This is a genomic window from Rhodococcus opacus, from assembly GCF_012396235.1.
GTDB lineage: Bacteria > Actinomycetota > Actinomycetes > Mycobacteriales > Mycobacteriaceae > Rhodococcus_F > Rhodococcus_F opacus.
Genome location: NZ_JAAXPA010000003.1, coordinates 269,003 through 292,797, shown reverse-complemented (window position 1 = coordinate 292,797; position 23,795 = coordinate 269,003). Strand labels below are relative to the sequence as shown.

The 23,795-nt window shown below is 69.4% G+C and carries 8 protein-coding genes; 6 read left to right on the top strand and 2 right to left on the bottom strand.

What is annotated here, in order from left to right:
* Positions 1-156 precede the first annotated feature (156 nt).
* The 3 genes from HGB39_RS05400 to HGB39_RS05390 all read left to right on the top strand — a co-directional run bounded on the left by HGB39_RS05400 (position 157) and on the right by HGB39_RS05390 (position 12,369).
* Complete coding sequence (locus HGB39_RS05400; RefSeq protein WP_064079896.1) at positions 157-10,740, top strand: type I polyketide synthase; 10,584 nt, start codon at positions 157-159, stop codon at positions 10,738-10,740.
* Between the two features lie 94 nt (positions 10,741-10,834).
* Complete coding sequence (locus tag HGB39_RS05395) at positions 10,835-11,245, top strand: DUF732 domain-containing protein (protein ID WP_005248623.1); 411 nt, start codon at positions 10,835-10,837, stop codon at positions 11,243-11,245.
* Positions 11,246-11,403: 158 nt separating this feature from the next.
* Positions 11,404-12,369 carry a pirin family protein gene (locus HGB39_RS05390; protein WP_005569602.1) on the top strand — a complete coding sequence of 322 codons (966 nt, stop codon included), beginning with the start codon at positions 11,404-11,406 and terminating at the stop codon, positions 12,367-12,369.
* 86 nt (positions 12,370-12,455) lie between these two features.
* Here the strand turns inward: HGB39_RS05390 and HGB39_RS05385 are convergent, their stop codons facing one another.
* Entirely contained in the window at positions 12,456-12,806 is a 351-nt protein-coding gene (locus HGB39_RS05385) for a DUF8021 domain-containing protein (protein ID WP_005569598.1), read from the bottom strand.
* A gap of 1 nt (position 12,807) precedes the next feature.
* Positions 12,808-13,836: a hypothetical protein gene (locus HGB39_RS05380; RefSeq protein WP_005569597.1), complete on the bottom strand. Its 1,029-nt coding sequence runs from the start codon at positions 13,834-13,836 to the stop codon at positions 12,808-12,810.
* Between the two features lie 203 nt (positions 13,837-14,039).
* Between HGB39_RS05380 and leuA the strand changes: the two genes are divergently transcribed.
* The 3 genes from leuA to HGB39_RS05365 all read left to right on the top strand — a co-directional run bounded on the left by leuA (position 14,040) and on the right by HGB39_RS05365 (position 23,652).
* On the top strand, positions 14,040-15,848 hold the full coding sequence (leuA, locus tag HGB39_RS05375) for a 2-isopropylmalate synthase (RefSeq protein ID WP_005569596.1): 1,809 nt from the start codon (positions 14,040-14,042) through the stop codon (positions 15,846-15,848).
* A 158-nt stretch (positions 15,849-16,006) separates the two neighbouring features.
* Positions 16,007-17,746 (top strand): aa3-type cytochrome oxidase subunit I, encoded by a 1,740-nt coding sequence (ctaD, locus tag HGB39_RS05370; protein WP_005248628.1) that lies wholly within the window; start codon positions 16,007-16,009, stop codon positions 17,744-17,746.
* Between the two features lie 416 nt (positions 17,747-18,162).
* Positions 18,163-23,652, top strand: coding sequence for an ATP-binding protein (locus HGB39_RS05365; RefSeq protein ID WP_064079897.1), 5,490 nt, complete (start codon positions 18,163-18,165; stop codon positions 23,650-23,652).
* The last annotated feature ends 143 nt before the right edge of the window (positions 23,653-23,795 follow it).

Here is a 23,795-nt window from a genome sequence, read left to right as displayed (position 1 = left end):
TGGACCGGAGCAGTGGCGGGTATCCCATGTGACCTGCCCGAATTGACCAGGCAGATCGATCGAAGGTGATGCTCGGACCGCTGCCTCCGCATGGTGGTGGCGGATACAATCGAGGTTTCCGCGCTACCAGAGGCGGATCTCGGATAGGACCCCGATATGGCCGATCAGGCGAAGCTCCTCGACTATCTGAAGCGAGTCACCGCGGAGCTCTACCAAGCGCGGGAGAAGCTGCGCGAGGTCGAGGGTGTGAGCCGTGAACCGATCGCCGTCATCGGGATGGGCTGCCGGTTCCCCGGCGGGGTGCGATCGCCGCAGGACCTGTGGCGCCTGGTGGAGTCCGGCACCGACACCGTCGCCGGGTTCCCCGAGGACCGGGGCTGGGGCCTGGCGGACCTCTACGATCCGACGGCCGAGCAGGCCGGCAAGACATACACGGTGCAGGGCAGCTTCCTCGACGACCCGGCGGGGTTCGACCCCGAGGTCTTCGGCATCTCGCCGCGCGAGGCGCTGGCGATGGACCCGCAGCAGCGACTTCTCCTCGAGACGAGCTGGGAGACGTTCGAACACGCCGGCATCGATCCGCGGTCGGTGCACGGCCGCCAGGTCGGCGTCTTCACGGGGCTGTCCGGCATCGACTACGCGGCGCGGGCGGGCGGCATGCCGCCCGAGGACCTCGAGGGGTACTTCATCACCGGCAACGCCATGAGCGTCGCGTCCGGCCGAGTGGCCTACAGCTTCGGCCTGAACGGACCCGCGATCACGGTGGACACCGCGTGCTCGTCGTCGCTGGTGTCCATCCACCTCGCCATGCAGGCGCTGCGCAGCGGCGAGTGCGAACTGGCGCTGGCGGGCGGGGCGACCGTCATGGCGACCCCCGCGGTGTTCGTGGAGTTCAGCCGCCAGCGCGGACTGGCCCGGGACGGCCGGTGCAAGGCATTCTCCGCCGCTGCGGACGGAACGGCGTGGGGTGAAGGTGCGGGGATGGTCGCGTTGGAACGGCTGTCCGACGCAGAGCGCAAGGGTCGCCGGATACTGGCCGTCATCCGCGGCAGCGCGGTGAATCAGGACGGCGCCAGCAACGGCCTGACCGCCCCGAACAGGCAGGCTCAGGAGCGGGTGATCGCGCAGGCGCTGGCCAATGCGGGACTCGGCCCGGGCGATGTCGACGTGGTCGAGGCGCACGGCACCGGCACGAAACTGGGCGATCCGATCGAGGCGTCCGCCCTGCTGGCCGGCTACGGCCGCGACCGCCCCGCCGACCGGCCGCTGTGGCTCGGCTCGGTGAAGTCGAACCTCGGGCACACCCAGGCGGCCGCCGGCGTGGCCGGGGTGATCAAGATGATCATGGCGATGCGGCACGGTGTCCTGCCGAAGACGCTGCACGTCGACCGGCCGACCCCGCACGTCGACTGGTCCGCCGGTTCGGTGTCGTTGCTCACCGAGAACCGGGAGTGGCCGGGGTCCGATCGGCCCCGGCGGGCGGCGGTCTCGTCATTCGGCATCAGCGGCACCAACGCGCACGTCGTCCTGGAGGAGTCCCCACCGGTCGAGCCGACAACTTCCGAATCAGCTACTCCCCCGGACGAAGTCGTGGCCTGGTTCCTTTCGGGCCACACCGAGCTCGCGCTGCGCGCCCAGGCCGAGCGGCTGCGCGACTACGTCACCGAGCACCCCGAGCTGACGCCCGCCGCGGTGGCAGGCGCACTACTGGGTTCCCGTGCCGCGTTCGATCACCGCGCCGCCGTGATCGGCGCACGGCCCCAGAGTCTGCTGAGCGGCCTCGACGCACTCGGCCGAGGTGCGCCCAGCGCCGACGTCGTCACCGGTGTGGCGTTGGAAGCGGGCGACCGGCCGGTGTTCGTCTTCCCCGGCCAGGGTTCGCAGTGGGTGGGCATGGCCACCGAGTTACTGGACACGTCGCCGGTGTTCGCCGACACCGTGCGGGAGTGCGCCGACGCGCTGGCCCCGTACACCAACTTCTCGCTGCTGGACGTGCTGCGCGACCGCGATCCCGCGGCGCTGGACCGGGTCGACGTGGTGCAACCGGCGTTGTTCGCGATGATGGTCGGTCTCGCGGAGCTGTGGCGCTCCCACGGCGTCGAACCGGCGGCCGTCGTCGGACATTCACAGGGCGAGATCGCGGCCGCGTATGTCGCGGGTGCGCTGAGCCTTCCGGACGCGGCACTCGTCGTGGCCGCGCGCAGCAGGGTGATCGGCGCGTCGGCCCGGCGGGGCGGGGGAATGGCCTCGGTGGCTCTGCCGGCGGACATCGTGCGGGAAACGATTCAGCCCTGGGCCGGCGCCGTCGAGGTCGCGGCGATCAACGGGCCGTCCGCGACGGTGATCTCCGGACCCGTCGACGCCCTCGACCTCCTGGTCGGGCAGTTGCAGGGCGACGGCGTCCAGGCCAGGCGGATCGCGGTGGAATACGCGTCGCATTGCGCGGACGTCTCCGTTCTGCGGGAACCCATTCTCGACGTCCTCGCCTCCATCACGCCCCGCCGGTCGCGAATTCCGTTCTACTCGTCGGTGACCGGTGGTGTGCTGGACGGCACCGCATTGGACGCGGACTACTGGTACCGGAATCTGCGACGGACGGTCCGGTTCGAGCAAGCGACGAGATCACTGGCCGCGGACGGGTATCGACTGTTCGTCGAGTCGTGCAGCCACCCCGTCCTCACCGTGCCGTTGCAGGAAACCCTCGACGCGGCGGGTGTCGCCGGCCGCGCCATCGGCACCATCCGGCGCGACCGCGCGGGCCTCCGCCAGTTCACCGCCGCACTCGCCGAGGCACAGGTGCACGGGCTGCACGTCGAGTGGGATCGGGTGCGCTGGGCTCGACACGACGATCGGCAGCAGTGGGTGGACCTCCCCACGTACGCCTTCCAGCACCGCCGCTACTGGCTGGAAAGTCCGGTTCCACAGGGCGATTTCGCGTCGACGGGCATGGAAACGGGTGGACACCCGATGCTCGCCGCGTCGGTCGAGCTCGGCGACGGCCGGGGCGCGGTGTTCACGGGACTGCTGTCGCCACAACGCCTTCCATGGCTGAGCGACCACGGCGTCAGGGGCACCGTCATTCTGCCGGGCACGGCTTTCGTAGAGCTCGCCCTCCACGCGGGGAACCGCGTGGGGTGCGGCCGGCTCGAGGAACTCGCCATCGAGGCACCCCTGGTGATCCCCGCCGAGGGTGAGGTGGCATTGCAGGTGAGCGTGCTCGCCGACGGTGCAGCGGGCCGAACCACGGTGTCGGTGCACTCCCGGCCTGCCGATGCCGCGCAGGACACCCCGTGGACCCGGCACGCCACCGGCACGCTCGCGGCGGCCGTGGACACCGCCGACTCCCCCGAACAGCCCTGGCCGCCCGCCGATGCCACGCCGATCGACGTTCGAGGCCTGTACGACGTGCTCGACGAGGCCGGCTACGAGTACGGCCCCGCCTTCCGTGGTCTCCGCGCGGCGTGGCGGCGCGGCGACGACCTGTACGGCGAGGTGCGGCTGAGCGGAGAGGACCCGGCTGCGGCGGTCGCGGGATACGGGATCCATCCGGCGGTGCTCGACGCAGCCCTGCACGTGATTGCGCTGGGAGCCGCAGACTCCGGTGTCCGGCTGCCGTTCGCATGGGACAAGGTGCAACTGCACGCCGTAGGCGCCACCGCCTTGCGCGTGCACGTCAACACGACCGGACCCGAGCGCTACCGGATCTCCGCGTACGACGCGGCCGGCAGACCGGTGCTGACCGCCGAATCGCTAGCGCTGCGGCCGCTCGGGGACGCGGGCGTGCCTGCCGCCGGGGTGCGAGACAGCCTCTACCGCGTGGAGTGGATGCCGGTGGGTGCGTCCAGCACCGCCCCGGCAGACCTGATGCCGCTCGAGGAAGCGCTTGCCGGCGGTGATCCGGAGGGTCGCGTGCTGTGGCTCGACCGCGAACCGGGCGACGAACCGGACACGCCGGCTCGGGCGCACGCCGCCGCGGAGGCGACGTTGCGGGCGGTCCAGTCCTGGCTCCGCGACGATTGCCTGGCCGAGACCCGCCTGCTGGTCACGACGAGGCTCGCGGTGGCGGTCCGCGACGACGATCCCGTCGACGACGTGTCCGCCGCCCCCGCATGGGGACTGATCGGCGCGGTGCAGAACGAGCACCCGGACCGCATCACCCTGGTGGACCTGGATGCACACGCCGGTGACCCTTCGTTGATCTCCATGGCCCTGGCCTGCAACGAGCCTCAGCTGGCCATCCGGGACGGCGTACTGCTGGCTCCCATGCTCGCCGCGGTGACACCCGTTGCGGCGGCACCCGAACCGGTACCCGCGATCTTCGGCCCGGGCGGCACGGTCCTGATCACCGGCGGCACGGGAACCATCGGCAGACTGATCGCCCGCCACCTCGTCGCGCGGCACGGGGTGCGCCGGCTGCTGCTGACCGGGCGGCACGCGCTCGATCCCGAGGGTGCGGCCGAACTGCGTGCCGAGTTCGCCGAGTCGGGGGCGGAGGTCAACGCTGTCGCCTGCGACGTGGCCGACCGCGCCGCGGTGGCCGCTCTCCTTGCGGGCATTCCCGACCTGTCCGGCGTGATCCACGCCGCCGGGGTGCTCGAGGACGCCACCGCCGCCACCCTGACCGAAGACCAGTTACACGCCGTCCTTCGTCCCAAGGTGGACGGTGCCTGGCATCTGCACGAACTCACCCGGGACCGCGACTTGTCGGCGTTCGTGCTGTTCTCCTCGGCGGCGGGTGTGCTCGGCGGCGCAGGCCAGGCGAACTATGCGGCGGCGAATGTCTTCCTCGACGCACTCGCGCAGCACCGCCGCTCCCGCGGGCTGCCCGCGACGTCCATGGCCTGGGGACTGTGGGACCGGCCCAGCGGCATGACGTCCCATCTGAATGCGGCCGACCTCGACCGGTTGCAGCGCAGTGGCATCGACACCATCAGTCCGGAGTCGGGTCTGGCCCTGTTCGACGCTGCCCTTGCCGTGAACCGTCCGTTGATCGTGCCGATACGGCTCTCGACGAGGGCCTCCCGATCCGACGGTGAGTCGCTGCCGCCGATCCTGCGCCGGGTGCTCGGCGTCCGCCGTCGCCGCGCCGCTGCCGCCGATTCCCCGACCGGACTGGCCGAGGAGTTGCGGGCGCTGGACCCCGGTGAGCGGCACAGCCGTGTGCTCGACATCGTCACCACCCACGTGGCGGCCGTGCTGGGTCACGAAGGCAAGGAGGCGATCGACCCGGAACGTGCTTTCAAACAACTCGGTTTCGACTCGCTGACCGCGGTGCAACTGCGCAATCAGCTGGCGACCGCCACCGGTGTGCGACTGGCCGCGACTGTGGTGTTCGACCATCCCACCGCGGACGCGCTGACCCAGGAGCTGGTGGCGCGCCTGCTCGGCGACGATGCGGCTCCGCAGCCGGCCGGGCCGACACGTGCCCGCAGGGACGACGACCCGATCGTGATCGTGGGAATGGCCTGCCGATACCCGGGCAAGGTGTACTGCCCGGAGGACCTGTGGCGACTCGTCCGCGACGGCCGCAACGCCGTGGGCGCGTACCCCCACAACCGGGGCTGGAATCTCGACGAGGTGTACGACCCCGACCCGAACCGGGTCGGCACCACGTACATGAAGGAGGGCGGGTTCCTCTACGACGCAGACGAATTCGACGCCGCGTTCTTCGGGATCAGCCCGCGCGAGGCGATCGCGATGGACCCGCAGCACCGGCTGCTTCTCGAGAGCGCCTGGGAAGCCTTGGAGCAGGCCGGAATCCGGCCGACCGCGCCCGGCCTCACCGACACCGGCGTGTACGTCGGGCTGATGGGCGGCGACTACGGCTTCCACCTGATGACTCAGCGCAACGTCGACGCCGAGGGCTATCTGATGACCGGGACGAGCAACAGCGTGGCGTCCGGCCGGATCTCCTACTCCCTCGGCTTCACCGGTCCCGCGGTCACCGTGGACACCGCCTGCTCGTCGTCGCTGGTGGCCATGCATCTGGCGGCGCGGGCCCTCCGCGACGGGGAATGCGCGCTGGCGCTGGCCGGCGGGGCGACGGTGATGGCCACACCCGGTGTGCTGATCGAGTTCAGCCGCCAGCGCGGGCTCGCCTCGGACGGACGCTGCAAACCGTTCTCCGACCGGGCCGACGGCACCGGGCTCAGCGAGGGCGCGGGAATGGTGGTGCTGGAGCGGCTCAGCGACGCCCGGCGCAACGGCCACCGGGTGCTGGCGATCATCCGCGGATCGGCGGTCAACCAGGACGGGGCGTCCAACGGATTGACCGCCCCGAACGGGCCGTCCCAGGAACGGGTCATCCGCCAGGCGCTGGCGGACGCCGCGCTCGGCCCCACAGACATCGACGCCGTGGAGGCGCACGGCACCGGCACCACGCTCGGCGACCCGATCGAGGCGCAGGCACTGCTGGCCGCGTACGGGCAGGGCCGGGAGGGCCGGCCGCTGTGGCTCGGTTCCGTCAAGTCGAACATCGGCCACTCCCAGGCGGCGGCGGGCGTCGCCGGGGTGATCAAGATGGTGATGGCGATGCGGCACGGGATGCTGCCACCCAGCCTGCACGGCGACGTCCCCACCCGGCACGTCGACTGGACCGCGGGCGAGGTCTCGCTGCTCGCCGAATCGGTTGCCTGGCCGGAGACCGGACGACCCCGGCGGGCGGCCGTCTCGTCGTTCGGTATCAGCGGCACCAACTCGCACATGATCCTCGAACAGCCGCCCGAGGACACGGCGCCGGAGGTCTCTCCGTCGACGTCGCCGCTGGTCTGGGTGATCTCCGGAAAAACCGGGGACGCGCTGCGGGCGCAGGCCACCCGGCTGGCGGAGTTTCTCGACACGGACGAGTCCGAACTCCCGGATCCGGCCGACCTCGCCTACTCACTGGCCACCACCCGATCCGGATTCACCCACCGCGCCGCGGTGATCGGCGAAACACTGGCCGACCTGCGCGACGGTCTCGCCCGCATCGTCACGGGGCGACCCGGCGCCAACGTCGTCACCGGCACGAGCGCCCGCGGCAAGACGGCCTTCATGTTCACCGGCCAGGGTGCGCAGCGCATCGGGATGGGCCGCGACCTCTACGAGGCGTACCCGGTGTTCGCGAGGGCACTGGACGAGGTCTGCTCCGCACTCGACGAGCACGTGGAAACCCCGGTACGGCAAGTGATCTGGGACGAGTCCGACGGCGGCGGTGCGAAGCTCGACAGCACCGAATACACCCAACCGGCACTGTTCGCCATCGAGGTCGCGCTCTATCGGCTGCTGCGGGACTGGGGCATCACCCCCGACTACCTGATCGGCCATTCGATCGGCGAGATCACCGCGGCACACGTCGCGGGAGTGTTCAGCCTGCCCGATGCCGCCGCTCTGGTGGGTGACCGTGGGCGGTTGATGCAGTCGACCAAACCGGGTCTGATGATCGCCGTACGGGCACGCGAGGAGGACATCCTCCCGCGGATCGACGGCCGCGTCGATCTCGCGGCCGTCAACGGCGCCGACTCCGTCGTCCTCGCGGGCGCCGAACGCGACGTGCAGGCCGTCGCCTCCGAATTGTCCGCCGCCGGTCTGAAGACCACGAGCCTGCGGGTCGAGCGGGCCTTCCATTCGACCCTGATGGACCCCATCCTCGACCAGTTCGCCGCCGTCGTGTCGAGGCTGACGGCGCAGCCGCCGACGATTCCGGTCGTCTCCAACGTCACCGGGCGCGTCGCCACCGCCGAGGAACTCGTGTCCCCGGACTATTGGACCCGGCACATCCGGCACGCGGTGCGTTTCCACGACGGCGTCTGCGCCCTCGACGAACTCGGCGTCACCCGCCTCGTCGAAGTCGGTCCCGGCGCGGCTCTGGCGGCGCTCGCCGCCGAGGTCGTCCCGAACACGATCGCCACGCTGCCCGGACGCGGAGACGAGGCACACGGGATCATCGAGGCGGTCGCCGCCGCCTACGTGCAGGGCGCCACCATCGACTGGGATCGGGTGCTGCCCGGTCGCCGCCGGGTGGCCCTGCCCACCTACGCATTCCAACGCCGCTCCTACTGGCCGACGGCGTCCACCCGACATACCGGCGACCCGACCGAACTGGGTCTGACCCCGGCCGATCATCCGCTGCTCGGTGCCGCGGTGACCCTCGACGACGACGCGACCCTGTTCACCGGACAGCTGTCCCTGCACCGGGATCCATGGCTCGTGCCACCGACGATCGACGACGGCGACCAGCCGTCGACCGTCGAAGCGAAGACGCTGTTGCCTGCCGTGCCGGTCGAACTCGCCCTGCACGCGGCCCACCACGTCGGTCTCGACCACATCGACGAACTCACCCTGCACCACCCGCTCGTCCTCCCGCCGTCGGGACTGGCCTCGATTCGCGTGCTGGTGTCGCCGCCCGGCACCGACGGCGCTCGCACCGTCACGATCTCGTCGAAGTCGGGTGACACCGACGGCCCGGACAGCTGGGTCCGGAACGCTTCGGCGACGATCGACGACGTCGTCGGCCCTGCCGCCGGTGTGCCGCAGCAGGACCCGGGCGACACCGAGACCGAGGTGCGCCTCGACGACGGCACCGACACGAGTGGTTTCGGTATTCACCCGGAACTGCTGCAGGCGGCGATCGAACCCCTCCTCGGGTGGGACGGCTGGCCGCTGACCTGGTCGGGGATCCGTCTGCACACCGTCGGCGCAGAGGCGATGACCGCCCGGTTCACTGCAGGCGAGGACGGACGGTACCGCGTTGCCGCCGTCGACCCCGCGGGCGAGCCGGTGCTGACCGTCGATGCGCTGCGGGTGACGCAGAGGACGGGCGACGGACAGGACGCAGGCCGGTCGGCGGCTCTGCGACTGCACCGGGCCGCCTGGATCCCGGTGGAGGTGGCCACGTCCGAACGGCCCCCCGGTCCGGCGGTGGTCCTCGGCGCCGAGGGGTTCGGCGACCCGGGTGTCGGTTCGACGTTCCCGCGCTATCCCGACCTGGAGGCGCTGCGCACCGTGATGGAGTCCAGGCCGGACGACGACGACCTGCGTCCGTGGACGGTGCTGGTCGGGTGTGCGACCGAGGGCGACCACGGTCCGGACGCGACCCACGACCTGTGCGCTCGGGTACTGCGACTGCTCCAGGAGTGGCTCGACGACGAGGCTGTCGCCGACAACCCGCTCGTGATCGTGACGCGCAACGCCATGGTGACCGACGACGGGCAGGACCACGACGCTCGTCCCGACCTCGCGGCCGCGGCGGTGTGGGGTCTCGTCGGCTCCGCACAGAACGAGAACCCGGACCGGTTCGTACTGATCGACCTCGACGACGCATCGGACGCCGAGGCCGCGATCACGTCGGCACTGGCGAGCGGGGAACCGCAATTGGCGGCCCGGAACGGCACCTTGCGCGCACCGCGGTTGCGGCGCATGCCCGCCGTCGACGAACCGACCCCGTTCGATCCCGACGGCACCGTTCTGGTCACCGGCGGCACCGGCACGGTGGGATCTCTCGTAGCCCGGCACCTGGTGACCGAGCACGGGGCACGGCACGTGCTGCTGACCAGCCGGCACGGACCCGCCGCCGAGGGCAGCGACCGACTGCGCAGCGAACTGCGCGGTCTGGGTGCCGAGGTGAGCATCGTTGCCTGCGACACCGCGGACGAGTCGGGGGTCGCCGCGCTGCTGGCCGGGATACCACCCGAACACCCGCTCACGGCGGTGATCCACGCCGCCGGCGTGATCGACGACGGCACCCTCGCGTCGCTCACCCCCGAGCGGCTCGGCGCGGTCCTGCGACCGAAGGTCGATGCGGCCTGGAACCTGCACCGGCTGACCGCGAACAGCGACGTGCGGGCGTTCGTCATGTTCTCGTCGCTCGCCGGCATCCTCGGGGCCCCCGGGCAGGCGAACTACGCGGCCGCGAACATGTTCCTCGACGCCCTCGCCCATCACCGCCACGCCCTCGGGCTGCCCGGGCTCTCGATCGCGTGGGGCATGTGGGCGGCACCCAGCGCCATGACCGACAACCTCGGCGCGATCGACCTCGCCCGAGCCCGCCTCAGCGGAATGATTCCGATGCCCGCGGCCGACGGCCTGGCCCTCTTCGACAGCGCTCTGGCCGCCGGTGCACCCACGGTCGCGGCCGCACGGTTCGACCACTCCGGTTCGGCCGCACCGTACGTTCCCGCCCCGCTGCGTGGCCTGATCCGGGAATCGCGCCCGCACGCCGCAGGGTCGGACGCGGTCGTGACCGGTGCGAGCGGGTCCGGACCCTCGGATTGGGCGCAGCGCCTCGCCGACCGGTCGATCCCCGAACAGCGGCACCTGATGCTCGATCTGGTGCGGAGCGGAGCCGCCACGGTGCTCGGCTACGACGCGTCGGACTCGGTGGACCCCGACCAGGCGTTCAAGGAACTCGGCTTCGATTCACTGGCGGCGGTTGCGCTCCGCAACCATCTCGGTGCCGCCACGGGGCTGCGGTTGCCGCCGACCATGGTGTTCGACCACCCGAGTCCGCGCGCGGTCGCCGAGTTCCTGCGCTCGGAACTCGTCCCGGATCCGATGTCCGTTGCTCTCGCCGACGTCGACCGGCTGCGCGCGACGATCGCCGAACTCGGCGAGGACAGCGAGGCACGGTCGGCCATCGCGCAGCGCCTCGGAAGCCTGTTGGCCGAGGTCGGCACGTCCGACGACGCGCATGCGGCCGCGGTCGACAAGATTCACGCCGCGACGAGTGAGGAGATCCTCGACCTCATCGATCGCGGTCTCTGACCCGAAACAGTGCGGGTGATCGCCGCCGGGAACACCGGCCCCGCAGGCGATACGATCGTCGCCGTCACAGGCCTCGAAAGGAATCACACGCCCCATGCGCCGCACCCTTGCTCTGACCGCCCTCACCGTCTGCTCCGCGGCAATCCTCACCGCCTGCGGTGGCGACAGCGACACCGCCGCCTCCGAGACGACGTCCGCCTCGGCTTCCGTGGCGGCGAGGACGACCGCCGCCACCGCCCCCGGCAGCCGCGTGTTCTCGGTCGCCGACGACCCGCAGACGGCCGCCGACTACCTGGCCTACCTGCGCGCGAACAACCAGACCGTCACCGACGACGACCTCGCGGTCCATCAGGCCGGTGAGATCTGCACCGCCCTCGACGCAGGCAAGCCCCTCGATCAGGTGCGTGAGGAGTGGACGCCGATGCTCACCAACGACGGCGTCTACCCGTACATCATCGGCGCGATCACGCGGTACTGCCCCGATCACGAGAACGTCCTCAACTAGTAGTAGGCGCTTCGCGCCCGTGCGCCTTTCTGGTTGTTGCAGCTACCAAAAAGGCGCACGGGCGGCGGAGCCGCCCTGTGGGAATACCTGGACGCAGCGGGTGTTACACACCATGAAGTAGTTGAACAATCAATTACCTGAGTACGAGGAGACACCCCATGCCTGCCGTGACGGTCGACAACATCCTTGCCCTGCCGCGTATCGACGCACCCGCTCCCGGCGCCGTCGACCGCCCGGTCCGTTCGCTCACCACCGCACCCGTCGGCTACGAGGGCGAAGGCTTCCCGGTTCGCCGCGCGTTCGCCGGCATCGACCTGACGGCCCTCGACCCGTTCATCCACATGGACCAGATGGGCGAGGTCGACTACGCACCCGGGGAACCCAAGGGCACCCCGTGGCATCCGCACCGCGGCTTCGAGACCGTCACCTACATGATCGACGGCATCATGGAGCACCAGGATTCCAACGGCGGCGGCGGCACCATCGGTGGCGGCGACACCCAGTGGATGACCGCGGGCGGCGGCATCCTGCACATCGAGACCCCGCCCGAGCACCTGGTGATGAGCGGTGGCCTGTTCCACGGCGTCCAGTTGTGGGTGAACCTGCCGCGCGACAACAAGATGGCCGCGCCCCGCTACCAGGACATCACCGGCCAGAAGGTGGCCCTGCTGTCCTCGTCCGACGGCGGCGCTCTCGTTCGGGTGATCGCCGGTGACGTGGACGGACACCACGGCCCCGGGTCCACGTACACGCCGATCAGCCTCGTCCACGCGACGATCGCACCGGGTGCGAGTCTGACGCTGCCGTGGAACCCCGAGTTCAACGCGCTCGCCTACGTCCTCGCGGGCGAGGGGCTCGTCGGTTCGGAACGTCGTCCGATCCGCATGGGCCAGACGGCCGTCTACGGACGCGGTGACACCCTCACGATCGCCGCGGCTGACACACAGGATTCGCGGACCAAGTCCTTCGAGGTGTTCCTCCTCGGCGGCAAGCCGATCCGCGAGCCCGTCGCGATGGCCGGACCGTTCGTCATGAACACCAAGGCCGAGGTACTGCAGGCGTTCGAGGACTTCCAGGCCGGCCGCCTGGGTTCCGTTCCCGCGGCGCACGAAACGCTCGACTGACCCCATGTGAGTGGCAAAGCGTGGCGGGGCACACAATGCCACTCACGTGCGGAAGACAATGCGTGACAGACGATTCGGCGCCCCACTCAGGGGCGCCGGATCTTCGCGTCGATGCGGTGGATCCGTAGGTCGTCCTGCGGGATCCGGAACGTCTCGATCACCCGGACCGTCACGAGGGTGCGGCCGAACAGTCCGGCGTCGAGGAGGTAGTCGACGGTGACGTCGTCGCCGTCGACCGTCCACACACAGTCGCGGATCGCCCGGATCACCCGGTACTGGGGGCCGCCGGACAGGCTTCGGCGCAGGTGATTTCCGGAGAACGCCGTCTTCAGCCCCACCTCGTACCGCACGGCCCGCGGCTCGATGGGCACCGTGTTGCCGTCGTGGCTGAGCAACGCGTCCAGGTAGGCCCGGGCGACATCGACCTGTGTGTTCATGTCAGTAGTCGAACATTTCGGCTGCGGCGAGCACCAGCGTTTCCGCGTCGTCGCAGCTAGGCGCGGACGCCGCCACGGACGCGGTCAGCCGATTGCTGCGTTTGTCCCGTTCGCTCACCGGACTCGACGGCAGGTTCGTGTCGAACACCGCCCCCGGGTAGAAGTAGTAGTGACATTCGAGTGCGTCCCGGAAGTACGTGAACGTCTTGCCGTCGAGTTCGACCGCTTCGGGGCCGCCGGTCTGCGACGGTTCGGGCGACAGCGCCAGTTGCACGGACGCCGCGTCGCCGCCGCGGAGCGTCAGGAGACATTCGTAGGGACGGCTACCCGGAGAGAACGTCTCGACGCCCCGTCCGGACATCTTCTCGACCACCCGGCACGGATCCTGCTGCGCGAGAGGAATATCCGAACGCACCGGCACCGGGGTGCGCAGCCTGCCGGCGACCGATCCGAGGACCGTACGGGCCTCCGCGCAGTCGTCGCCGCCGGCGGAGTCACCCGTTCCGCCTGCCCCGTCGAGATACGACACGTGCCCCCACCGGCCCGGGGCGGTGTCGTCGTCCGGCACTCCCGGAACCGGCGGCAGCGAGAAGTAGAGGGTGCACGTGCCGGGGAGCGCGCCGACCGCGGGACGCACCTCGATTCCCGACGTCACCTCGCCGGCACCGGTGTCTTCCGTGGGTTCGCGTTCGCCCACCGTCACCTCGACCCAGACGGGGTTGGCGGGTGTGCCGCGGGGAGGCACCAACTCGGCGTGGCAGGTGGACAGATCGCCGACGGGCCCGAATGCAGTGACCTGCCCGAGCGAGGCGACGAGATTTTGGTCGAGCAGTCCGCACGGCGCGATGTCGCGGGCCGCGGCGGCGACGGCCAACTCGACGCGGCTGTGGTCGCTCACGGGCAGGCCGTAGATCGGCTCGCCGACGCCGGCGACGCTCGGCGCCCCCTCGACCACCCCGGCGCACGACGCGAGCAGTGCCGCAAAAAGTGCGGCCACCAGCGGTGTTACCACCGTCGCGCTGCGGCCCACCGCTGTCTCCTCACTCGGACTTCGAACCCCGGCACGCGAACGATGGTGCCCGGAGTACAGTGCTGAGTATGCAGCGCGCACTCCTCCTTGGTTGCCGCGACGGGGTCTGATCCAGACTGGCTTCCCGTCGCGGGGTTTCTCGTGCGCCGGTCGACACAGCCGTTGGACTCAGAAAGTCCACATCGAACCTGGAGATCAATCCCATGTCCCCCGCTGACGCCTTTACCTCCGGAACGCGCACCATCACGCCGCCTTCCAAGCCTGCTCCCTCCGATCAGCCGGAGTGGAACACGCAGAAGAATTCGTCGATGCCGACGTTCCGCTACCGCTCCTTCTCCGAAGAAGTGGAGCCGGTGTCGCTGCCGGACCGCTCGTGGCCCGACAAGATCATCGACCGTGCGCCGCAGTGGTGCGCGGTCGACCTCCGTGACGGCAACCAGGCGCTGATCGACCCGATGAGCCCCGCCCGCAAGCGCCGCATGTTCGAACTGCTGGTGCGGATGGGCTACAAGGAGATCGAGGTCGGCTTCCCGTCGGCGAGCCAGACGGACTTCGACTTCGTCCGCGAGATCATCGAAGACGGAGCGATTCCGGACGACGTCACCATCCAGGTGCTCACGCAGTCCCGGCCGGAACTGATCAAGCGCACGTTCGAGGCCTGTGAGGGCGCGAACAAGGTGATCGTCCACTTCTACAACTCGACGTCCATCCTGCAGCGCCGGGTGGTGTTCAAGGCCGAGCGCGACGTGATCAAGAAGATCGCGACCGACGCGGCGACCCTGGCCCTCGAAGAGGCGAAGAAGTACCCCGACACGCAATGGCGCTGGGAGTACTCCCCCGAGTCGTACACCGGCACGGAACTCGAGTACGCCAAGGAGGTGTGCGACGCCGTCACCGAGGTGCTGCAGCCGACGCCGGAGAACCCGGTGATCCTGAACCTGCCCGCCACCGTCGAGATGGCGACGCCCAACGTGTACGCCGACTCCATCGAGTGGATGCACCGCAACCTGGCCCGCCGCGACTCGGTCATCCTGTCGCTGCACCCCCACAACGACCGCGGCACCGGCGTGGCCGCCGCGGAGCTGGGCTACCAGGCAGGTGCCGACCGCATCGAGGGCTGCCTGTTCGGCAACGGTGAGCGCACCGGCAACGTCTGCCTGGTCACGCTCGGCCTCAACATGTTCACCCGGGGCGTCGACCCGCAGATCGACTTCTCGAACATCGACGAGATCCGCCGCACCGTCGAGTACTGCAACCAGCTGCCCGTCCACGAGCGTCACCCGTACGGCGGCGACCTCGTGTACACCGCGTTCTCGGGCAGCCACCAGGACGCGATCAACAAGGGTCTCGACGCCATGAAGTTCGACGCCGACTCGCAGGACGCGGACGTCGACGACATCCTGTGGGCGGTTCCCTACCTGCCGATCGACCCCAAGGACGTGGGCCGCACCTACGAGGCCGTGATCCGCGTCAACTCGCAGTCCGGCAAGGGCGGCGTCGCGTACATCATGAAGGCCGATCACGGGCTGGTGCTGCCGCGTCGCCTGCAGATCGAGTTCTCGCAGGCCGTCCAGCGGATTACCGACGGCGAGGGCGGCGAGGTGTCGCCCAAGGAGATGTGGGACGTCTTCCACGAGGAGTACCTGGCTCCGATCACGCCGCTCGAGCGGATGAAGCAGAAGGTCACGGCGTCCGAGGAGGACGGCGGCACCGACTCCATCACCGCGACCGTGAAGGTCGACGGCAAGGAGCACGAGATCTCGGGTTCGGGCAACGGCCCGCTCGCCGCGTTCGTCGACGCGCTCGCCACCATCGACTTCGACGTGCGTGTGCTCGACTACTCCGAGCACGCCATGTCGGCCGGTGACGACGCCCAGGCGGCCGCGTACGTCGAGTGCGCGGTGACCGCTCCCGACGGACGGAACACCGTGGTCTGGGGCGTCGGCATCGCGACGTCGATCACCACCGCGTCGCTGCGCGCCGTCGTCTCGGCGGTCAACCGCGCGCACTGACCGCTTCCCGACCCTCGCTGCCGCAGGCGCGCACCACGCGCACCTGCGGCAGCGTCGTTTCCGGCCACGGAAAGCGGCTCCCTCCGGGCTTCGGGTGACTACCCTGGTAACGGAGTCCACACCGGACCCGAACCGCCTCGGACCCTTCGGGGGGCGTCGTGAATCTGGCATTTCAACAGCATCTTCCGGTCCGTCCGTATCCGGCCCGGCGCCGCCCCAAGGGCAGCTTCTTCTACAAGATGATCACGACGACGGATCCCAAGGATCTGGGGATTCTGTACCTGATCACGTCGTTCGTCTTCTTCATGGCCGGCGGTCTGATGGCGCTGCTGATCCGCGGCGAGCTCGCCGTTCCGGGTCTGCAGTTCCTGTCGAACGAGCAGTACAACCAGCTGTTCACGATGCACGGCACGATCATGCTGCTGCTGTACGCGACGCCGATCGTGTTCGGGTTCGCCAACTACATCCTGCCACTGCAGATCGGCGCCCCCGACGTCGCGTTCCCCCGTCTCAACGCGTTCAGTTACTGGGCGTTCCTGTTCGGCGGCACCATCGCGATCGCGGGTTTCATCACCCCGGGTGGCGCCGCGGACTTCGGCTGGACGGCGTACTCGCCGCTGACGAGCGCGCTGCATGCGCCGGGCGTCGGCGCCGATCTGTGGATCATGGGGCTGGCGCTGTCCGGTCTCGGCACCATCCTCGGCGGGGTCAACATGATCACGACCGTCATCTGCCTGCGAGCCCCGGGCATGATCATGTTCCGGATGCCGATCTTCACGTGGAACATCTTCATCACCAGCATCCTGATCCTGGTGGCGTTCCCGATCCTCACCGCAGCGCTGATGGGGCTGTTCGTCGACCGCCATCTGGGCGGCAATCTGTACGACCCGGCCACCGGCGGCGTGCTGCTGTGGCAGCACCTGTTCTGGTTCTTCGGCCATCCGGAGGTGTACATCGTCGCGTTGCCGTTCTTCGGCATCGTGTCGGAGATCTTCCCGGTCTTCAGCCGCAAGCCGCTCTTCGGCTACAGCGGGCTCGTCTACGCGACGATCGCCATCGCCGCCCTCTCGATCGCCGTGTGGGCGCACCACATGTACGCGACGGGCGCGGTGCTGCTGCCGTTCTTCTCCTTCATGACGTTCCTGATCGCGGTACCCACCGGGGTGAAGATCTTCAACTGGATCGGCACCATGTGGAAGGGGCAGCTGACGTTCGAGACCCCCATGCTGTTCTCGCTCGGCTTCCTCATCACGTTCATCTTCGGCGGCCTCACCGGTGTCATCCTCGCGAGCCCGCCGCTGGACTTCCACGTCACCGACAGCTACTTCGTGATCGCCCACTTCCATTACGTGCTGTTCGGGACGATCGTCTTCGCCACGTACGCGGGCATCTACTTCTGGTTCCCGAAGATGACGGGCCGCATGCTCGACGAGCGTCTCGGCAAATGGCACTTCTGGACCACGTTCACCGGTTTCCACGGCACGTTCCTCGTCCAGCACTGGCTCGGCGCCGAGGGGATGCCGCGCCGCTACGCCGACTACCTGCCCTCGGACGGCTTCACCGTCCTCAACTCGGTCTCCACGGTGTTCGCGTTCGTCCTGGGCGCGTCGACCGTGCCGTTCGTCTGGAACGTCTTCAAGAGCTACCGCTACGGCGAGGTGGTCACGGTGGACGATCCGTGGGGGTTCGGCAACTCCCTGGAGTGGGCAACGACGTGCCCGCCGCCGCGGCACAACTTCACCGAGCTGCCGCGCATCCGCTCCGAGCGGCCCGCGTTCGAACTGCACTATCCGCACATGGTCGACCGGATGCACCGCGAGGCACACGTCGGTGTGCGGGGCGCGGTGGCGCACGCGACCGAACCGGCGGGTGCCGATCCGAAGGTGAACCGCCAGTAACTTCTGCGTGAAAGTTCCTTTCCCCGAGAGCTTCTCGAGGAACCGGACGAAAACGACTCTGTGACAATGGGTTGCAGATACCTCTCCGGAGGACGCCCAGTTCGGCGGAATTCCGGCCGCATTACTCCCTCGTAGCGTCGACACGCAAGTCCTTGAACGCTTGACAAGCAGATCGGGGCCTCGCAGAAGTTACGCGCGGGTACAAATTTTCGACGTTATGCTCGCATTCCCCGAGCATCGGTCCCGCAATGGCGCAGGTCCGACGATCGCGTTCGGGGCGCCCCTGGAGGTAGTCAAGTGGGTTGTGCAGGGGTGCACGTGTCCGCGAAGGCGGCACCCAGTCCTCGGCGGACATGGCCTTGGCCATCGAAACACTCTGCGGATCAATGAGTTTTACGGAAACGGAGCGATAACAGATGTTCAAGCGAATAGCGATAGTCAACCGCGGCGAAGCGGCGGTCCGCCTGATTCGTGCGGTGCGCGAACTGAACGCCGAGCACAACTACGGCATCCGCACGATCGCACTCCACACGGAGGCAGAACGCCGCGCGATGTTCGTTCGGCAGGCCGACGAAGGTGTGTGCTTGCGCACAGTCAAGACCGGCACCGCCTACCTCGATCACGCCGAGCTGGCCCGCGCGCTGCGCGAGAGCAAGGCCGACGCCGTGTGGGTCGGCTGGGGCTTCGTCGCCGAGGATCCCGCGTTCGTCGAGGTCTGCGAGCAGCTCGGCATCACGTTCATCGGCCCGCCCGCCGAAGCGATGCGCCTGCTGGGCGACAAGGTGGAGGCCAAGCTCCTCGCCGAGAAGGTGGAGGTCCCGGTCGCGCCGTGGAGCGGCGGCCCCGTCGCCACCCGCGCCGACGCCCGCCGTCACGCCCAGGCCATCGGCTACCCGCTCATCATCAAGGCCCGCTCCGGTGGTGGTGGCCGCGGTATCCGCAAGGTGTGGTCCGAGGACGAACTCGAACTCGCGCTCGAACGCACCCAGGGTGAGGCCCAGCGGTCCTTCGGCGACCCCGTCGTGTTCATCGAACGACTGGTCACCGACGCACGCCACGTCGAGGTACAGGTGATTGCCGACAACTTCGGCAACGTCTGGGCTCCCGGTGTGCGCGACTGCTCCATCCAGCGCAAGAACCAGAAGGTCATCGAGGAGTCCAGCTCGCCGCTCCTCACCGCCGACCAGTCCAACCACCTGCGCACCGTCTCCGCAGAGCTCGTGCGCGCCGCCGGCTACCGCGGCGCCGGCACGGTCGAGTACCTGTACCAGCCCGAGCAGAAGACGTTCACGTTCCTCGAGGTCAACACCCGCCTCCAGGTCGAGCACCCCATCACCGAGGCCACCACGGGCATCGACCTGGTGAAGCTGCAGATCCTCGTCGCCAGCGGTGAGCCGCTGGTCGGCGACTGCCCGCCCGAGTTCGGTCACGCCGTCGAGGCCCGCCTCAACGCGGAGGACGCCGCCAACGGCTTCGCTCCCGCGCCCGGCGCCGTGCAGCTGCTCAAGTTCCCGCTCGGCAGCGGCCTCCGCGTCGACACCGGCATCGCCCAGGGCGACGTCATCCCGCCCGACTACGACTCGATGGTCGCCAAGGTCATCGCCTGGGGTCGCGACCGCTCCGAGGCGCTCGCGCGTCTGCGCACCGCTCTCCGCGAGACCACGGTCGTGCTGCAGGGCGGCACCACCACCAAGTCGTTCCTGCTGGACCTGCTGGACCGCGAAGAGGTCATCTCGGCGTCCGCGGACACCGGCTGGCTGGACCGCACCGACGCAGGCACGTCCAACGTCCCGTCCCGGACCGCGGATGTCGCCCTGATCGCCGCCGCCATCGACGTCTACGACGCCGAGGAGAAGCTCGAGCGTGAGGCGTTCCTGTCGTCCGCTCGGGGTGGACGCCCCCGCGCCGGCCACGCCATCGGCCGCAAGGTGGAGCTCAGCTACCAGGGCCAGGCCTACGGACTCACCGTCACGCAGGTCGGCGCCCACAGCTACCGCGTCGACGGGGACGCCCCCGAGACCGAGGTCGAGGTCGACCGGCTCAGCGAGTTCGAGAGCCGCCTGGTGATCGGCGACCGCCGCCACCACGTCGTCTCGGTCGCAGGCCGCGCCCAGTACCTCGTCGAGGTCGACGGCATCAGCCACCAGATCAGCCAGGACGAGGCCGGCGTCGTCCGCGCACCGGCTCCCGCAGTCGTGGTCGCGGTGCCCGTGTCCGTCGGCGACGAGGTCGAGGTCGGCGCCACGCTGGTCGTCCTCGAGAGCATGAAGATGGAGACCGCGGTCCGCGCTCCCGTCGCAGGCCGGGTGCGGGAAGTTCTCGCCATGGTCAACTCCCAGGTCGACGCCGGAACGGCACTGCTGCGTGTCGAGGAGAGCTCGGAGGAGTCCACCGCTCCGAAGTCGCCTCGCGTCCAGTTCGATCTCGGTGCCCCCGCTTCGCACGGGAACACCCGGGCCGACGCCCTCGAGCAGATCGACGCACTCGCCGCACTGCTCACCGGTTACGACGTCAGCGCGAAGCGCGCCGGAGTGCTCCTCGCCGATTACGAGAAGCTGCGCGCCGAGATCGCGGGCGACCCGGATCTCGTGCAGGCAGAGCTCGCTCTACTGAACACGTTCGCGGATATCTGCGAGATCGGACGTAACCGTCCGACCGCCGCCGAGGAGGACGGTGACGAGCGCGTCCACAGCCCGCGCGAGCACTTCCACACCTACCTCCACACCCTCGACGTCGAGCTCGAAGGCCTGCCCGAGTCGTTCACGACCCGGCTGTCGCGGGCGCTGCGTCACTACGACGTCACCGACCTCGAGCGCACCGCCGAGCTGGAGGAGGCGGTCTACCGTCTGTTCCTCGCGCAGCAGCGCATGGACAACCAGGTTCCCGTCATCGCCGCCCTGCTCGATCGGTGGCTGAACGACGGCAACGCTCCCGGCCGCGCACCCAGCGGACTCGGTGAGGTCCTGGACCGGCTGATCATCGCCACCCAGGTCCGGTACCCGGTGATCGGAAACGTCGCCCGCAACGTGCGGTTCCGGTTCTTCGACGAGCCGCAGATCCGCAAGGCCCGCGAGCAGGTCTACGACGGTGTCCGTGGCAGCCTCGAGTACCTCGCCGAGCGTCCCGACGCCGCCGACTACCAGGAACGCCTCGAGGCCCTGGTCGCCACCCCGCAGTCGCTGACCGAGCTCCTCGGGCAGCGGATCGCACGCAAGAGCACGACCGTCGGGCCGCTGCTCGAGGTCGTCACCCGTCGCTACTACGACATCCGCACGCTCGAGGACGTCACGTCCTTCGACCGCAACGGACGGCGTTTCGTCACCGGCAACTTCGATCTGCTCGGCGAGCGCCTCAACCTGGTGTCGGCCGTCGCCGAGTACGCCGAACTGCCCGGTGCGCTCGACGAGATCGGTGCCGTCGCCGCGGAGAACCCCGACAACCTCGTCCTCGACCTCTACCTGTCGTGGACCGCACCGCCCGCCGACCCGAACACGATGTCCGAGGACCTGCGGAAGGCGCTGTCGGCGCTGCCGCTGGCCGCGACCTGCCGCCGGGTCACGGTGTCCGTCTTCGGCGGAACCGACATGGACGTCCGCAAGTTCACGTACCGCCCGGACGACGCAGGTGTCCTGGCGGAAGAGACGCTGATCCGGGACATGCACCCGCTCACCGGCCAGCGACTCGACCTGTGGCGCCTGAAGAACTTCGACGGCACCCGCCTCCCCGCGGTCGCCGACACGTTCCTGTTCAACCTGGTCTCGCGCGACAACCCCACCGACGAACGCCTCATCGCGCTCGCCGAGATCCGCGACATCACGCCGGTGCGCAACGAGGACGGCCAGGTCATCGGTGTTCCCGCTGCGGAACGCGTGCTGCAGTCGTGCCTCGACGGCATCCGCCGGGCGCAGGCCACGCGCGGCAGCAAGCGCAAGCTCGACGCCAACCGCGTCGTGCTGTACGTGTGGCCGAAGATCGACGTCCCGGTCGAGGACCTCGAGGCGTTCGCCCGGGTCGCGGCACCGCTCACCGCGGGCGCCGGACTCGAGGAGATCACCGTGATCGCCCGGCTCCAGGGCGAGCCCGGCACGGAGTCGCGGGAGAAGGCTCTGCGCTTCTCCTACCGCACCGGTGCCGGCGTGGTCGTCAAGGTCACCGAGCCGCCGACCGAGCCGCTGCAGCCGCTCGACGCGTACACGCAGAAGGTCCGCAGCTCACGTGCCCGCGGCACCGTCTACCCGTACGAGCTGATCCCGCTGCTCACCGGCCGCGACGGCAGCTTCGTCGAGCACGACCTGGACGAGACGGGCCAGCTGGTTCCCGTCGAGCGTCCGTACGGTCAGAACAAGGCCGGCCTCGTCGTCGGTCTGGTCACGGCCCGCACCGACCGGCATCCCGAGGGAATGACCCGCGTCGCGCTCTTCGGTGACCCGACGAAGGCACTGGGCACCGTCGCGGAAGCCGAGTGCGCCCGCCTCGTCGCCGGTGTCGACCTGGCCGAGAAGCTGGGTGTCCCGGTCGAGTGGTTCGCGCTGTCGTCCGGCGCGACGATCTCCATGGACAGTGGCACCGAGAACATGGACTGGGTGTCCCGCGGCCTGCGTCGCCTCATCACGTTCACGCAGAACGGTGGCGAGGTCAACGTGATCGTGGCCGGCATCAACGTCGGCGCGCAGCCGTACTGGAACGCCGAAGCCACGATGCTGATGCACACCAAGGGCATCCTCGTCATGACGCCGGACAGTGCCATGGTGCTCACCGGTAAGAACTCGCTCGACTACTCGGGTGGCGTCTCGGCCGAGGACAACTTCGGCATCGGCGGTTACGACCGCGTGATGGGCCCGAACGGTGAGGCGCAGTACTGGGCGCCGAACCTGCCCGCCGCGTGCGAGATCCTGTTCGCACACTACGACCACGCGTACGTCGTTGCCGGAGAACGCTTCCCGCGCCGGGCGCAGACCAGCGACCCGATCGGGCGCGACGTGCGGTCCTTCCCGCACATCCACCCGTCCAGCGACTTCACCACGGTCGGCGACATCTTCTCCGCGGAGACGAACCCGGAACGCAAGAAGCCGTTCGACATTCGCACGGTGATGCGTTCACTCGTCGACCAGGACCACGCGGTGCTGGAGCGGTGGGCCGACATGGCGGACGCCGACACGTCCGTCGTGTTCGACGCACACCTCGGCGGTTACCCGGTGAGCGTCATCGGCATCGAGTCGCGGGCCATCGCCCGTAAGGGATGGTCGCCGGCCAACGGTCCCGACCAGTGGACTGCGGGAACGCTGTTCCCGCAGTCGTCGAAGAAGACGGCGCGGGCGATCAACGCCGCCAGCGGCAGCCGTCCGCTCGTCGTGCTGGCCAACCTGTCCGGCTTCGACGGTTCCCCGGACTCGCTGCGGCACATCCAGCTCGAGTACGGCGCCGAGATCGGCCGCGCCATAGTCAATTTCGACGGCCCGATCGTGTTCTGCGTCGTCTCCCGCTACCACGGTGGCGCGTTCGTGGTGTTCTCCGGAGCACTGAACGACAACATGGAGGTGCTGGCGGTCGAGGGTTCGTTCGCCTCGGTCCTCGGTGGTGCCCCCGCCGCGGCCGTGGTGTTCACCCGCGAGGTCAACTCTCGGGTGGCCGCCGACCCGTCGATCCGGGAGCTCGAAGCCAACCTGGCGGGCGCCCAGAACGACGCCCAGCAGGCTCACCTGCGGGTGGAGCTGGCGGCCCAGCAGGCTGCGGTGCGCAACGAGAAGCTCGGTGAGGTCGCGGCCGAGTTCGAGGCTGTGCACAACATCCAGCGGGCACAGCGGGTCGGCTCCGTCGACGCCGTCATCCCGGCCGTCGAGCTGCGTCCGTACATCATCGGTGCGGTCGAGCGCGGCATGCGCCGGGCGGTCGACGCAGGCAAGTAGTCCCTACCCGAACGGCCGCGGCACCTACCGGTGTCGCGGCCGTTCGGCGTTTCGCGACCGCGGGCGGGGTCGGCACCGGCCACATTTCACCTGTTTCGGATGACGCGGGCGCCCCGGCCCGGTGCGATAGTCGGCGCAGAGTG

Excerpts from the sequence above, each read along its gene's own strand:
- HGB39_RS05395 (WP_005248623.1), top strand. The coding sequence starts at position 10,835 with ATGCGCCGCACCCTTGCTCTGACCGCCCTCACCGTCTGCTCCGCGGCA.
- HGB39_RS05365 (WP_064079897.1), top strand. The coding sequence starts at position 18,163 with ATGTTCAAGCGAATAGCGATAGTCAACCGCGGCGAAGCGGCGGTCCGC.
- HGB39_RS05390 (WP_005569602.1), top strand. The coding sequence starts at position 11,404 with ATGCCTGCCGTGACGGTCGACAACATCCTTGCCCTGCCGCGTATCGAC.
- HGB39_RS05400 (WP_064079896.1), top strand. The coding sequence starts at position 157 with ATGGCCGATCAGGCGAAGCTCCTCGACTATCTGAAGCGAGTCACCGCG.
- leuA (WP_005569596.1), top strand. The coding sequence starts at position 14,040 with ATGTCCCCCGCTGACGCCTTTACCTCCGGAACGCGCACCATCACGCCG.
- HGB39_RS05385 (WP_005569598.1), bottom strand. The coding sequence starts at position 12,806 with ATGAACACACAGGTCGATGTCGCCCGGGCCTACCTGGACGCGTTGCTC.